The organism is Myxococcus sp. AS-1-15 (genome assembly GCF_020037055.1).
Taxonomy (GTDB): Bacteria; Myxococcota; Myxococcia; order Myxococcales; family Myxococcaceae; genus Myxococcus; species Myxococcus fulvus.
This window is the reverse complement of record NZ_JAIQDF010000019.1, coordinates 24236-39271: the sequence shown is the minus strand read 5'-3', so window position 1 is coordinate 39271 and position 15036 is coordinate 24236. Positions and strand designations below refer to the sequence as shown.

9 protein-coding genes are annotated in these 15036 nt (G+C 70.0%); 6 read left to right on the top strand and 3 right to left on the bottom strand.

Going from position 1 to position 15036, the window contains the following annotated elements; genetic code table 11:
- Positions 1-40 precede the first annotated feature (40 nt).
- The 4 genes from K8625_RS36915 to K8625_RS36900 all read left to right on the top strand — a co-directional run bounded on the left by K8625_RS36915 (position 41) and on the right by K8625_RS36900 (position 2860).
- Positions 41-475 (top strand): hypothetical protein, encoded by a 435-nt coding sequence (locus K8625_RS36915; protein WP_223785335.1) that lies wholly within the window; start codon positions 41-43, stop codon positions 473-475.
- 150 nt (positions 476-625) lie between these two features.
- Complete coding sequence (locus K8625_RS36910) at positions 626-1027, top strand: hypothetical protein (protein ID WP_223751635.1); 402 nt, start codon at positions 626-628, stop codon at positions 1025-1027.
- A 114-nt stretch (positions 1028-1141) separates the two neighbouring features.
- Complete coding sequence (locus tag K8625_RS36905) at positions 1142-2239, top strand: FAD-binding oxidoreductase (protein WP_223785334.1); 1098 nt, start codon at positions 1142-1144, stop codon at positions 2237-2239.
- 57 nt (positions 2240-2296) lie between these two features.
- Entirely contained in the window at positions 2297-2860 is a 564-nt protein-coding gene (locus K8625_RS36900; RefSeq protein ID WP_223785333.1) for a hypothetical protein, read from the top strand.
- Positions 2861-2872: 12 nt separating this feature from the next.
- Here the strand turns inward: K8625_RS36900 and K8625_RS36895 are convergent, their stop codons facing one another.
- Positions 2873-4669 (bottom strand): lipopolysaccharide assembly protein LapB, encoded by a 1797-nt coding sequence (locus K8625_RS36895; protein WP_223785332.1) that lies wholly within the window; start codon positions 4667-4669, stop codon positions 2873-2875.
- A 215-nt stretch (positions 4670-4884) separates the two neighbouring features.
- Positions 4885-6099: a benzoate/H(+) symporter BenE family transporter gene (locus K8625_RS36890; protein WP_223785331.1), complete on the bottom strand. Its 1215-nt coding sequence runs from the start codon at positions 6097-6099 to the stop codon at positions 4885-4887.
- Between the two features lie 383 nt (positions 6100-6482).
- Here K8625_RS36890 and K8625_RS36885 point away from each other — a divergent pair, with 383 nt between their 5' ends.
- Positions 6483-7538 carry a hypothetical protein gene (locus K8625_RS36885; RefSeq protein WP_223785330.1) on the top strand — a complete coding sequence of 352 codons (1056 nt, stop codon included), beginning with the start codon at positions 6483-6485 and terminating at the stop codon, positions 7536-7538.
- A 9-nt stretch (positions 7539-7547) separates the two neighbouring features.
- Here K8625_RS36885 and K8625_RS36880 read toward each other — a convergent pair whose 3' ends face one another.
- Positions 7548-9125, bottom strand: a complete 1578-nt coding sequence (locus tag K8625_RS36880; protein WP_223785329.1) for a glycosyltransferase family 2 protein — start codon at positions 9123-9125, stop codon at positions 7548-7550.
- A 223-nt stretch (positions 9126-9348) separates the two neighbouring features.
- Here K8625_RS36880 and K8625_RS36875 point away from each other — a divergent pair, with 223 nt between their 5' ends.
- Complete coding sequence (locus K8625_RS36875) at positions 9349-15036, top strand: ATP-binding sensor histidine kinase (RefSeq protein ID WP_223785328.1); 5688 nt, start codon at positions 9349-9351, stop codon at positions 15034-15036.

The window sequence follows — 15036 nt, the reverse complement described above, 5'->3', positions numbered from 1 at the left end:
AGAATGCGCCCGAGGTTCAGCGCACCACCCTGGAGAGGTCATGGCTGGAGAGAACACCGTCGTTCCGGAGCCCCGGAAGCTCAAGCGCCCCGTGGAGGAGATTCGCGCGGAGCTGCTCGCGGACGCTGACGTGAAGGAGCAGGCGCGGATGCTCCAGATTCCGGTGGAGGCCTACGTCGAGAAGATCATCGGCTACAAGCTGCACCCCGAAAAGCCGATGCCGCTGGAGATCACCCTCGACCACGAGCTCAAGGCCAAGGACCCCAAGGCCGCCACCGTCGAGGAGATCCAGGGCCACCTCGACAAGCTCATCAGCGGCGAGGTCATCATCAGCCGCGCCCAGCAGCGCGACGGCTTCAGCTCCGACAAGGGCGATGAGCGCTACAAGGCCGCGCTGGCCTCGGACGCGGTCCTCACCGGCGCCCCCGAGTCCCGGGGCGCCCCGACCCCACCTCGCGACCCGAAGAAGGGCTGAGCCCCGCAACCACTCGGAATCACTGGGCCTGACGGGGCTCTCCCGGATTTGTTCCGGATCCACGGAACTTTGTGGGCGCCCGTCCGATAACTCCACTGTCAGGCTTACTTTCGGCGGACGCTGCGCGACGCCGGCACGCGAGAGGCAATCATGGGGCTCTTCAAGAACGTTCTCGGCAAGGCGCTGGACATCCTCAAGCCGGCGCTCACGGCCATCAACCCGGCCCTGGGCATCGCGGCGGGCTTCGTCAGCGGGCTGATGAAGGGCGAGAACCCGCTCCAGGCGGGCCTGGGCGCGGCCATGGACCTCTTCCCCGGCGCGAGCGTGGCGAAGAACCTGCTCAACAAGTTCCCGGGCAGCAACTTCCTCGAGGGCATGGGAGGCAACAGCCTCGTGAGCGGTCTGCTCGACAAGATGGGCGGCAAGAACCAGATCACCGACCTGCTCTCGGACGTGATGAAGGCGAACGAGAAGGGCGGCCTGTCGGAGCAGAGCCTGCGCAACGCGGCAGAGCTGTTCGCCAAGCGCATGGCCGAGGCGACGCCGTCCTGATTCGGGCTTCCATTCAGTAGCCCTCCCCCCCGGGCGCCGTCCCCTCGATACAGGGGCGGCGCCCTTCGTGTATTCAGGGAGCGACATCTCGCTGCACACCGGTGGGTCTGACGGATGGGTTTCAGCTCGGAGGTCCTGATTCTCGGCGCGGGCGTGGTGGGGCTGTCGGCCGCGCGGCGGCTGGCCGCGCTCGGCGCGCGCGTGACGGTGTTGGACGCGGTGGACCCGGGAGGCCGGGGCTCTCGCGCGGCGGCGGGTGTGGCGATTCCCTCCGTGCGCCTCCACGACGACGCGGACATGCTGGCCTTCGCGCGCGGCGGCAGGGATGCGCTGGTGGCCGAGCTGGACTCGCTCCCCGAGGGCGCGCTGCTTCGCCGCGGACAGGGCATCCTCCGCATCGCCGCCGATACCAAGGGTCGCGACGCGCTCGCGGCGCGCGCCGGGAAACATCCCGAGGAGCTGGGCACGTGGGTGGACGCCGCGCGCCTGGTGGAGCTGGAGCCCGCGCTGGAGGGAACGCCGCTGTTGGGGGCCTTCGAGTCGTCGCGTGGCCACATGGTGGACACGGAGGGCTACGTCAACGCGCTGCTGAACGCTGCGGCTCGCGCGGGTGTTCGACTGCGGCTCGGTGAGTCGGCGCGCGCGGTGGAGGAGACCTCCGACGCCGTGGTGCTGCGCACGGACCGCGAGACGCTGCGCGCGGACCAGCTCCTCGTGAGCGCGGGGCCGTGGTCCTCGACACTCGCGGGCCTGCCTCCGCTGCCGCTCAAGCCGGTGCGAGGGCAGATGATGGTGGTGCACCAGCCAGGGCTCTCCCTGTCGCGAGTCGTGTCCGGGCCGACGTACCTGGCGCCGTGGCGCGCGGGCGAGCTGGTGGTGGGGGCCACGGAGGAGGACGTCGGCTTCGTGGAGAACGTGACGCCCACGGGCCTCCTTCACCTGAGCGCCACGGTGGCGAAGCTGGCGCCGCGTCTGCGCGAGGCTCGCTTCGTGCGGGCCTGGGCCGGGCTGCGCGCGGTGACGCCGGATGGTCGTCCGTACCTGGGGCGCTACCCGGGCACGCGGCGCACGTTCGTGGCCACGGGGTTGGGCGGGCAGGGGATTCTCACCGGCGCCCACGCGGCGGCGCTGGTGGTGGAGCAGGTGGCGTCGGGGCGCGAGGCGCCGTTCCCGCCTGCCCGGGCCCTGGGGCCGGGCGAGGGACGCGGCTGACATCTTTGCTGGGAAACACCGTCTCTGGGCCGGAATGCAGTGGGTGGGGAATCCGACATGCGTGACGAAGTGTCTCGAGGAAAGACGTACCTGCGCGTCCCGTTGCTGTTGGTGACGGCCGTGCTCTCCATGGGCAGCGGCATGGGCAACCCGGGCTGCGACAGCGGGGATGACGACGTCGACGTCATCGCGCCCGAGGAGTGTGAGTCCGGCTGCGCCATCAGCGGCGCCTACGTGTTCCGCTTCCAGGACACCACGCCGTTCAGCGCTGACTGCGGTCAGGTGGGCGTGTCGTTGCCGGAGGGTGAGCGGGTCGTCGTCGTCCAGAACGGACGCGAGGTGGACATCAAGGGCACGCTGGGAGAGGTCTCGCTCACGGGCTCGCACTACGAGACGAGCGAAGGCAAACACCTCGTGCTGAGGGCAGTGGTGGAGCTGCGTCGCCGCGAGGGCCCTCCCACCGAGCTGCTCTATCTCATCGAAGGCGTGTTCGCCGAACCCCCCGAGCGCCTCGATGCACCGGCCTCCTTCTCCGGGACGTTCAATGCCAGCCACGTGAAGACGATGGATGGCGACCCGGAGTGCCGCGTGGTGCGCCGCTTCACGGCGACGCGCCAGTGACGCGTCGGTGTCTCAGTAGAGGCTGACCGAGTCGAAAGGCCGGTTCAGCTTCGTGCGAGGGCGGGGCAGCAGCGCGTGCACCGCCTTCGCGTCCGACCTCGTGAGGGCGTCCACCAGGGCCTGGGTCTCCTTGGGCCAGGTGGTGCTAGCCCGGGCGCAGCGCAGGGCCTCGGACCAATCCTCGCGTCCCGCCGCGAGCGACAGCCCCGCCAGGCTCTCCGCCGCCTTCAGGGGCTCGCCAATCTCGCGGGCGTGCTGCTCGGCGCGGGCGAACCACTCCACCGCCTGCTCCATGCGTCCGTCGTCCAGGAACAGGCGGCCGAGCTCCGCCGCGATGACCTGACGGTGGAACGAGTCGCGCAGGGCCTCCGCGCTGGCATAGGCCTGCTGGAAGTGGTCCACGGCCTCGTCACGCTGGCCCGCCGCGAACTCCAGGCCCGCGAGTCGGTAGCGGTGGTGCTTGGAGAAGTTGACGCCCCAGCGCTCGCTGATGCCCTCGAAGCGCCGCCACGTGCCGATGGCGTCCGCGAACTGCCGCGCGGATTCCTGCAGGTAGCTGGCATTGGAGATGAGGTTGATCTTCAGGTGCGTGGCGCTCGCGTCGTGCAAATCACCCACGCAGCGCATGGCGAGCTTCTCCTCCACCAGCGCCTTGTCGAGCTTGCGCTCCTGGAACCAGGTCAGTGCGCACACGTTGCGCAGCCAGCCCTCCTGGAGCGCGCGGTCCGGCGCGGTTGAGCGGCCGAGCTCCGCGAGCCCCGCCTCCACCTCCGCGCGGGCATTGGGGAGCTGTCCGAAGCGCTTGGTGAGCGTCAACGCGCGGAACATGTGCAGCCGCGCGCGCAGCTCGGGAGGCAGTCGGCACTCGAGCCCGCGGCCGAACGCGGCCATGGCCTCGTCGTGCGAGCCGGTGAAGACATGCACCACGCCCATGCACCGGTGGAGCAGGGCCTTCAGCTCGTCCTCGTCGCCCAGGCTCGCGCGGTCGATTTCGATGGCCGGCGTGGTGAAGCCCGTATCGAGCGCCTCCCAGGCCTGGACCACGCGCCCGGGGAAGTTCGGCTCGGACGTGGACTCGAGCAGCGACAGGCCGTGCTCGGCGGCGAGCAGCGCGCCCTCGTAGTTCGTGGTGAAGAAGCAACTGCGGATGGCGAGGATGGCCGCGGCGACGCGCGCCTCGCGCGACTCCGACTCGTCCACCACGAGCCGCAGGTAGCGGCCCTCCAGGTCCACCGCGGGCTCCAGCTCGCGCGAGGACACGGGGCCCGGGCCAGAGGCGTGAGGGACGCGCATGCGGTCGCACAGCGAGTCGAGATAGGCCTGCCGGCGGGACTCGAAGGCGGCGGCGCCATGAGGACGTCGCATCCGCCAGCCGGTGAGCAGGAGGGTGCCGTCCAGGCCGTCCAGCCGGGCCCACTCGGCGGCGCGCATGACGGCGCGCAGGCTGACCAGGTCACACTCGCCCGCGCCATGGAGTACGAGCGGGCGGCCGCTGGCGCGCAGCGTCTCCACGAGGGTCCGCGCGGCCACGGTGAGAATCCAGAACGTCTGTTCGGATTCACGGTGGAGCCGTCGCTCGGACGGGGACAGCGCCAGGTCCTCGAGCGCGGGGACGCCCTGCGTCGTGCCCGGGAACAGCCGGTTCCACTCGGAGGGGTGGGCGGCGGCGATGGCGCGGTGGACATCAGGGGCCGCGTCCTCACAGGCCTTGAGGACCTTGCGCAGGCCGCCGAAGGCGGTGGGCAGCGCCACGCCGACGTCGACTTCGATGGCGCGGGAGGGGAGGGCGGAGGGGACTCCCTGTTCCACGGACACTGCGAAGGCAAGACCAGGTCGGGCGCTCACGCTGGGGGGGCCTCGAGAGGGGGACGACTGCGGACGACTCGAGGCGTACTTTCACATTCTCCAAGCAACCGAGCAATCCGGGGTCCCCGTAATTCACCTGGGGCGGAACGACCAGGCGTCTTCAGCGATGTATCACGCGGCGCGCCATGTGTCGGGGAATGCGGGCGCGCGGGGGATTCCTAGCGTCGCCAGTTGACGACGGTGGAGGTGGCGAGACCCAGGACCAGGGCCCAGAAGGCGGCGCCGACGCCGAACAGGGAGACATTGGACAGGGCGACGAGGAAGGTGACGACAGCGCCCTCGCGATGGCGCTCGCTGCTCATGGCCGTGGACAGGCTGTTGGCGATGGTGCCGAACAGGGCCATGCCGGCGATGGCGAGGACGAGCTCGCGGGGGAAGGCGGTGAAGAGGGTGACGAAGGTCGCTCCGGCCAGGCCCGCAAGGAGGTAGAGGACGCCGGAGACGACGCCGCCGGCATAACGCTTGGAAGGGTCCTCGTGGGCTTCCTTGCCGGTGCAGATGGCGGCGGTGATGGCTGCGAGGTTGAGCGCGAAGCCGCCGAAGGGGGCGAGCACCATCGTCGCGAGGCCCGTGGTGGTGATGATGGGCGAGATGGGCGTGGCGTAGCCGGACGCGCGCAGCACCGCGACGCCGGGGACGTTCTGGGACGCCATGGTCACGATGAAGAGCGGCACGCCGACGCCGAGCAGCGCGTGCCAGGAGAACGTCGGAGCGGTGAAGACGGGCGTGGCCCAGGCGAAGCGGAGCTCGGAGAAGCGCATCAATCCCGAGGCCCAGGCCACGCACGAGCCGAGCCCGAGGACGACGAGGATGGCGTAGCGGGGCCACAGGCGCTTGCCGAGCACGTACGCGCCCAGCATGACGGCGACGAGCAGGAGCCGCGTCTTCATGGACACGAAGACGTCCAGGCCGAAGCGGGCGAGGATTCCGGCGAGCATCGCGGCGGTGAGGGGGAGCGAGATGTGGCCGAGGGCCCGCTCGAACCAGCCGGTGACGCCGAAGAGGGTGATGAGCGCGCCGCAGAAGAGGAACACGCCGATGGCGTCGGACATCGGCAGGCCGACGAGGCTGGTGGCGAGCAGCGCCGCGCCGGGGGTGGACCACCCGGTGAGGACGGGCGCGCGGTAGCGCAGGGACAGGCCGATGGTGGTCGCGGCGATGCCGAGACCGAGGGCGCCCATCCAGGAACTCATCTGCGCGGGCGTCGCACCCGCGGCCTCCGCGGCCTGGAAGATGAGGGCGCCCGTGCTCGAGAAGGCCACGAGCACCGTGACGAAGCCCGCGGACAGCGTGGAGCCCGTGAAGGCGGGCGCGGTTCCGCCGGTCAGCAGTTGACTGGCTTCAGCGGACGGTGTGACGGCGTGCTGTTTCATCCACTCGCCACCGTATGCCCGCGCGAGCGGTACAGAACAGGGGGCGCCGAAGCCAGTACAGAAGCCACGTCGCTGGACGTGTCTCGGATGTGAGGGTTTGATTGGGTGCCACGGGTTGGAACGTCTGGGTGAGCTGTCCTGCCTGGACCCTTGCTGGTCGCTCGTCCAGAGGAGCACGTTCACGCAATCAACAGTCAGAGGGCCCCTCGCCACCCCCACTGGTTTTTCCCGAGGCCCATTCTTACCTGCACTCACAGTCAAGTTGGATGAAGGGTGGGGCGAACGTGAAGGTGGGTAACAGAGGGCAGGGGTTCTTCGGCGTGGGGCTTCTCGTGGGCTGGATGGGATTTGCTTCCCCAGCATTGGCGGCGGAGGGGTGCGAGGTGGTCCCGGTCATCCAACCGGAAGCGCTCGCGGCCTGGAAGTACGCGACGCAGGCGACAGCGACCTACGGTTCGTGTGATTCCTCGGCGGTGGATGGTGTGGGCAACATCATCCTGACCCAGATGCCCGAGAATCTCATGTCGATGGGGTTCAAGGTGTTGCGTCCCGACGGCAGCGATTTGTGGAGCGGCGGCGTCTCGAATGCGAACACCATGCAGTTGCTCGGTCAGTCGCAGGGGTTCCTGGGGCGGAGCTACCACCCGTTCGAGGACCTCTCGTGGCTGATGTTCCTCGACAATGTCAACCGGCAGGTCGCGGTCCGTTCGGAGCCGTCGACGGGGCTTCTGTGGGGCGCGGAGAACCCCGTGGGAGGCCTGCATGAAATGGGGGAGGACAAGACCGTCCGGGCCTACAGCGGCACCGGGCAGCTTCGCTGGAGCACGTCATTGGCCACGGTCCTGAGTGGCGCGCCGCACGTGGTGGGCGTGAACACGGAGGGCCACACGCTGGTGCTGTCCATCACGCAGACGTCCTCGGGGGCGGCGGAGGTGGAGGGTGTCTGGGTGGACAGCGCGGGGCAGCCTGGCGCTTCGTTCTCCGCGCTCACGCTGCCGAATCCACCACAGTACGCGCATTTCACGCTCGTGCCCCTGCTGCAGGGCGGTCTGCTGCTGAGCGCCCAGAACTATCTCGGCAAGACGTGGGTGGCCTCCTTCGGTTCCCTGCAGACGTCGGCGGGTCCCGTCCCGGGCTGGCTTTCGAATGGGGATACGAGCCCGTTCGCGCTGCTTCCGGGGGGGAGGGGTTACCTCCGGTGGGGGACGGTGAATGAGGACCCCTCGGGTTGCCAGTTCGAGGCCCGGCTCACAGCGCCCTCCGGCGAGTCCTGCGGCACGGTGCGCCTGCCGAGCACGGGGATGGGGGATTCCTGTTTCATGGTCAGCGTGGGCCGGGACGGGACGGTCGTCGAGAGCCTGCCGTCCATCTACGTCAGTGAGAGCCACAGGCCGTATTCCATCTGCCGCGCCCGGTGGTGGCCCGCCTTGTTCCACTGAACCGGGCGGTCACGCTTCCTCGATGGCTCCCGCCCGAAAGAGGTCGAACGCCTCGCCCATCAACATCCGCACGGTGTCGGTGGGGTGGGGGAGCCAGTAGGGCTGGTGGACCTGCTTCGGGGCCACATTCGCCTCGTGGATGCGCGCGACATAGAAGCTCGGGTCCTGGAGCACCTGGACCCGAGGCGTCACCGCGCCCCAGAGGAAGCGCGCGTCTTCTCCGACCTGGATGTCCGCGAACGGATTGCGCTGCCAGAACGCCTTCACGTAACACATCGTCCCGCCGGCAACCCAGGGGCGATGACCCCGGGGATAGACATACCGCCAGGACCGACCCGTCGACGGCTGATGATAATGGACACGCGTCAGTCCATTCACATCCGCGCCTGAGTCGAGCAGGGACGTGACCTGATATCGAAGCCGCCGAGGCGCGAACCAATCATCGTCATCCCAGTGGACGATGACCTCCGCTCGCGCCGCCTCGCAGGCGAGGTTCCGCTTCGCCCCCACGGAGTGTCGCCCCTCCAGCCTCACGTACCGGATGTTCGGTGATTCCGGAAGCAGGTCCGCGACAGGCTCGCTGCCGTCATCGACCACGATGAGCTCCTTCTCCGCCCAGTCCTGGGAAAGGAACCAGCGCACCGCCAACGGCACGAACCTCCGCCGGTTGAACGTCGGCATGATGCAGGACACCGTCGGACGCGACGTGATGACCGGTGCCCGCTGGGGCTCCTCGACAACCGGCGCCGGTGCCTCCTTCTCGGGTGGACGCTCGTAGCCACCGAACCGCGCCCGCACATGCGCGCGCAGCGGGTCCTCCAGCCGACGTGGAATCGGGTGCGCCCAATACGCGCGAGGCGCGTCCATCGCGGCGTCGAGCTGCGCGGTCGAGTACTCGACCCGGTACTTCACCCACTCGTAGTCACACGGGCTCGTGAGGACGCGGTGGCCCAGGAGCGCGGTGAGCGTGGGGAACAGCACCTCCTCCGAGGCCCAGATGCGCGAGCGCCGCAGGATGTCCCCGAGCTGCTCATCCCGCTCCCACAGCGCGACCAGGTCCCGAGCCGCGTCCACCGTGAACACCGTCGACGGCCAGAACGTCCAATGGACGAACTGCGACTCCCCATTCACGAACCTCCGGAGGAACGGCCTCCACAAATCCACCTCGCGCCGAGCCTCGACCGCCGGAGCCGCCCGCGGCCCAGGTCCATGTGGCGCCTGCACATTCCCCAGGAGTCCCGCCCCAGGATTCGCCGCCAGGAAACCCCGCAGGTGCTCCGAGTACCCAGGCCTCAACCCGAGCTGGTCCGAGTCAACGATGGTCATCGCCTCGAACGGATGGCTCTCCAGCGCGAAGCGGAAGCAGTCGAGCGCGAAGTCATGCAGCCAGCCCCACTTCATCGGCCGCGGAGCCGGATGGACCACCGCGTTGAAGTGCTCGAAACAGAGCCCGTCGAGCAGTCCCGGATGCTTCCCGCCGTTGTAGAGCAGGATGAGCGAGTCCGGGTCCAGGTGGTGGAGGTTGCGCACCAGGTCCATGACGCAGTCGGGCCGCTCGTGGACCAGGCACGCGAAGATGTTCCGCATCGAGCCCCCTGCCGCGTGACGCGGCGCCGCACCGCCCATCACCTTACCCGCGGTCGCTGACGCCGCTCACTACTCGACGTGTCCACCTCCAGGTCCGTGCGAATCCGGTAGGGCGTGCGTGTGTGCTGTTGACGTCCGAGCGGGAGGAGGCCCGCCCCCCTGGACAGGTCCTCGCCCGCATCGTCCGTTACAGCTTACGAGTAGGGTCGTCGCCGAGGGGGGCATGATGCTCGAGCTGCCCGGCTTGCAAGACGCTCGGAGAATCTACCGGGGCCACCGGTATGACGTGCTCCGTGCCTGGACTCCCGACGGCGGCGCTCGGGTGCTCAAGGTCGTCCGCGAAGGCCCGCTGGCGGAGAGCAGCGCCGGAATGCTGCGCCACGAACATGTGATGCTCCGCGAGCTGTCCGACCTCGACGGGGTGGTCGACGTCATCGGCCTCGAAGAGCTGTCGGGCCACCTGGCCCTCGTCCTCGAGGATGCCGGCCCCACTGACCTCCGGGACCTGCTGCGACGAGGACCGCTCGAGGTGGACCTCTTCCTCGAACTGGCCCTGGACGTGGCGACCACCCTGGGCGCCCTGCATCGGCGGCACGTCATCCACCGTGACCTCAACCCCGCCAACCTCGTCGTGGCGGCCAGCGGTCGCCGACTGGTGATGATCGACTTCGACCTGGCCACCAGCGTGCAGGGCCTCGTGCGCAGCGCCGGTGTTCCGGGCGGCTTCGAGGGCACGCTGCGCTACATCGCCCCCGAGCAGACCGGGAGGATGGGCCGGCGCGTGGACCACCGCGCGGACCTCTATGCGCTGGGCGCGACCTTCTACGAGATGCTCACGGGCGAGGCGCCCTTCCTCTCGGCCGATGCCGCGCAGCTCGTGCATGCGCTCCTGGCACAGCCTCCCATTCCTCCCGCCGACCGGAACCCCTCGCTCCCGAGCCTCCTCTCCGACGTCGTGCTCCGCCTGCTCGCGAAGTCCCCCGAGGAGCGCTACCAGAGCGCCGAGGCCCTCGTCGCAGACCTGCGGGAAATCCAGCGACGCTGGCGCGGTCCCGGGACGCCCATCACCTTCGAGCTGGGCCGCCACGACCTCGCGCGCGAGCTGGGCCTGCCCGACAAGCTCTACGGTCGCGAGCGTGAACTGGCCCTCCTGGATGCCGCCCTGGAGCGCGCCCGCGCGGGCTCTCGCGAGTGGGTGTTGCTCGCCGGAGCCTCCGGGAGCGGCAAGTCGTCCCTGGCCAACGTCCTGCGCGAGCGCGTGGGCGCGGGCCACTTCCTCGCGGGCAGGTCTCCCGAGCTGCGAGGGCAGATGCCCTATGCGTCGCTGATGGAGGCCGTGCGCGGGCTCGTGGTGAGCGTCCTCGAGCTGCCGCCCGAAGGCGTGGAGGCGTGGCGACTGCGCCTGCAGAAGTCCCTCGGAAGCCACGGGCGCATGCTCACCGAGCTCGTGCCCGAGCTGGAGCGACTCATCGGCGAACAGCCCCCCGTCGTCGCTCTGGGGCCGCGTGAGGCCGGGAGCCGCTTCCTGCGGATGCTCCAGTCCTTCCTCCGCGACCTGGCCACCGCCGAGCAGCCCCTGGTGCTCTTCCTCGACGACCTCCAGTGGGCGGACGCGGCCACGCTGGAGCTGCTCTCACGATTGTCGACGGACTCGGAGCTGCACCACCTGCTGGTCCTCGGCGCCTGGCGTCCGGGCGAGTGGGGGCCCACGCATCCCCTGGAGCGCTGGCGGACGGCGCTCTGCGCCGTGGGGTGCTCGCCGCTCCTGCTGGAGCTGGGGCCCTTGGACCTGCCCGCGTTGACGGCGCTGTGCGCGGACGCGCTGAAGTGCGACGCGGCGCACGTCGAGCCACTCGCGAGGCTCGTGCTCGAGAAGACCGCTGGCAATCCCTTCTCCGTGGGCCACTTCCTGCGGCACCTGCATCGCACGGGGCTGCTCACGTACGACCTGGAGTCGGGGACGTGGCACTGGGAGCTGGAGCGGATCGCGCAAGCCGAGGTCACCGACAATGTCGTGGAGCTGATGCTCGACTCCATCCGTCGACTGCCGGCGTCGACGCAGCGACTGTTGACGGTGGCCGCGTGCATGCGAGGGCAGGTGGACCTGTGGTTGCTGGCGCGCGTGGTGGAGGCGCCCCTGGAGGACACGGCGGGAGCGCTCTGGAGCGCCCTGCGCGCGGGGCTCCTCGTCCCGGAGGGGCGTGGCCCTCGCTTCCCGTCCCAACAGTCGGCCAGCCTCATGTCGGTGAATCAAGCCACGTATCGCTTCGCGCATGACCGCGTCAGGCATGCCGCGTACTCACTCCTGTCCGAGGCCGAGCGGGCCGCCGTGCATCGCGCCATCGCCCGCCATCTCTGGGCCGATGCGCGGGGCACGGAGAACGAGTCGCGCGTGTGCGAGGTGGTGGACCACTACCACCTGGGCGGCGACGTGGTGCGCGACACGAACGAGCGCACGTGGCTCGCCGAGCTCAACCTGCGCGCGGGACGCAAGGTGCGTGATGCCTCCGCCTTCGAGGCGGCGCTGGCGTACTTCATGCGTGCTCGCGCCCTGCTGCCCGAGGACGCCTGGTCGACCCGGACCGAGCAGATGCTCCAGCTCCACCGGGACGCGGCCGAGTGCGCGCAGCTCACCGCAGACCGCCTGTTGTCCGAGCGCCTCATCGACGCGGCGATGGCGCACGCGCGCACGCCGCTGGAGAAGGTGGACCTCTACGTCCTGCGGATGAACGCGAGCATCTTCGCCAGGGACCACGAAGCCGCGCTCCGGCACGCGCGCGAGGGGCTCCGCTTGTTCGGCGTGGAGCTGCCGGAGGGTGATGCGACCGAGGCCTTCCGCGCGGAGCTCCCCCAGGTGGAGGCCCTGTGGAAGGACCGCTCCGAGGAGGCGCTCCTGTCCGCGCCGCGCATGGACGCGGAGTTGGAGCGCGGCTGCATGCGGCTGTTGATGAACGCGGGCATCGCGGCCTGGTTCTCGGACCCGCCGATGTTCTCGTTCATCTACACGCGCATGGTGGGCCTCACGCTGCGCCACGGCAACAGCGTGTACTCCGCCTTCGCGTACGTGTGCTTCGGCCTCGTCTTCGGCGAGTCCCGAGGCGACTACGCCGCGGGCCACCCCTTCAGCCACCTGGGCATGGAGCTGAGCCGCCGCTTCGACGAGCCGCGCGAGGAGTGCCGCGTGCTCGCAGCGTTCCTCTTCTACATGCGCCACTGGCGCGAGCCCCTGCGCTCGTCCATCCCGCTGCTGCGCCGGGGCATCTCCGCGGGGCTCGAGAGCGGTGAGCCGCAGTACGTCGCATACTTGCTGGCGAGCCTCAGCTTCACGCGCTTGCGGATGGGCGCCGAACTGGACCGCGTCCACGCGGAGAGCGAGTCGGCGCTCGCGTTCGACCAGAAGAGCGGACAGCGCGCCATGGCGGACCTCCAGCTCGCGCTGCGTCAGGCCGTGCGCTGCCTCCAGGGGCGGACCCGCGAGCGCGCGGGCTACGACGATTCGACGTTCGACACGCGTGCGTTCCTCGAGAAGGCCCAGGGGGACCCCACCATCCTCGGGCAGTTCTTCATCCTCCGGCTCCAGACGTCCTATCTGCTCGGAGACCTGTCGGGCGCGCGGGAGATGCTCCGCGCCGCCGAGCCCCACCTGCGCTTCATGCCGTCGCTCTTCACCGTCACCGAGCACGCCTTCTTCAGCGGGCTGGTGCACGCGGCGGGCAACGGCGCCCTGGCCTCACTCGACGAGCGTCGGTCCCTCGTCGAGCGCGCCTGGAGCCAGTTCCGCCACTGGTCGACGAACTGTCCGGAGAACTTCCTCCACCGCTACCTGCTGCTCTGCGCCGAGCGTGCCCGCCTCGAAGGCCACTTCACCGAGGCCGCCGAGCTCTTCGACGAGGCCATCGACCGAGCACGCGAGGACGGCCATCCCCACGACGAGGCGCTCGCGAACGTGCTCGCGGGGCGGCTGTACGGCGCGCTGGGCCGCAAGCGCGTGGCCTCGCTCTACCTGCGCGCCGCGCGGGAGGGCTTCGCCCGCTGGGGCGCCAAGGCCGTGGTGTCCGCGTTGCAGGAGGAGTTCCCCGACCTCCAGGTGCAGGAGTCCGGCCTGTGGGACCAGACCGTCACGCCCACGGGCGACGACTTCCGGGGCGCGTCACTCGACCTGCTCAGCATCCTCAAGGCGGCGCAATCCCTGTCGGGCGAGGTCGCCCTGGAGCGGCTGCTCGAGAAGTTGATGGCGGTATGCCTGGAGGTGGCGGGCGCGCAGCGCGGCGCGCTGGTGTTGGACGAGCAGGGCGCGCTGGTGCTCACGGCGGTGGGCGGAGTGGGGGAGCCCCTCTCGCGGCCCCAGCTTCCCCTCGTGGGTTCGACGCTGGTGCCCGAGTCGCTCCTGGCGCACGCCTTCCGCACCGGGGACGCGGTGGTGCTCGGGGACGCCGTGCACCAGGGGCGCTTCGTGTCGGATGCCTACGTGGCGCGGCAGCGCGTGAAGTCCGCCCTGGTGGTGCCCATCCGCCGCCACGCGCGCACCATGGGCGTCCTCTATTTGGAGAACAACCTGGCCACCCACGCCTTCACCCCGGACCGGGTGCGCGTGCTCCAGTTGTTGTCCTCGCAGATGGCCATCTCGCTGGAGAACAGCCTCCTGTTCGAGGAGCGCCGGCGCGCGGAGGAGGCCGTGCGCTTCCTCGCCGAGAGCAGCGTGGTGCTGGCCGAGGCGCTGGACTTCGAAGCGACGCTGTCCCGGCTGGCGCGCCTGTGCGTGTCCTCGCTCTCCACGCTCTGCGCCATCGACGTGGTGGAGCCCTCGGGCGCCATCCGCCGGCTCTCCACCGCGCACGCCGACCCGGGACACGAGCGCATCGCTCGCGACCTGCAGTCGTTCTACACACCCGACTGGGACTCGTCCCAGCCCGCCATCGCCGTGCTGAAGAGTCGCGAGCCGCTGCTCATCCCCGTCATCACCGACGAAGTCCTGGAGCGGTTGTGCCGCGACGAGGCGCACGTCGCGCTCATCCGCGCGCTGAAGGCCCGCTCCTTCCTCGCGGTGCCGCTCATCGCCCGGGGGCGGATGCTGGGCGTCATCTCGCTCGTGTCCTCGGTGCCGGGCAAACGCTACGGGCCCCCGGACGTGGAGCTCGCGCAGGACCTGGCGCGCCGCGCGGCCATCGCCCTGGACAACGCGCGGCTGTACCACGAGTCCCAGGACGCCATCCGCCTGCGCGACGAGTTCCTCTCCATCGCCGCGCACGAGCTCTACACCCCCATCACCGCGCTCCAGCTCTCCGTGCAGGGACTCGCCCGGAGCGAGGTGCCCACGCGCGACGCCGTCCAGCGCGCCTCCAGGACGACCCAGGCGCAGACCCGGCGACTGGCGCACCTGGTCGACGAGCTGCTCGATGTCTCCCGAATCCAGACGGGCCGCCTCCACCTGACGCTGGAGCCGGTGGACCTGGCCTCCGTGGTGCGCGACGTGACCGAAGGCATGCGGGACGCCATCCAGCGCTCCCGGTCGCCCATCTCCTTGAGCCTGTCCCCGGACTGCATCGGCCGATGGGACCGCGTCCGCCTGGAGCAGGTGGTGACGAACCTGTTGTCCAACGCCCTCAAGTTCGGCGCCGGCAGCCCCATCGAGGTGCGACTGGCGCATGCCGAGGGCCGCGTCCACCTGGACGTCATCGACCAGGGCATCGGCATCCCCGCCGAGCGACTGCCTCACATCTTCGGCCGCTTCGAGCGCGCCGTGTCGTCACGCGAATACGGGGGCCTGGGCCTGGGCCTCTTCATCGTCCGCGAAATCGTCGCGGCGCTCGGCGGACAGGTCCACGCACAGAGCATCCAGGGCGAGGGCGCCCGCTTCACCGTCGAGCTGCCGAGCGAGGGCCCCGTGGACCTCCGCGCCAGCAACCCCTGA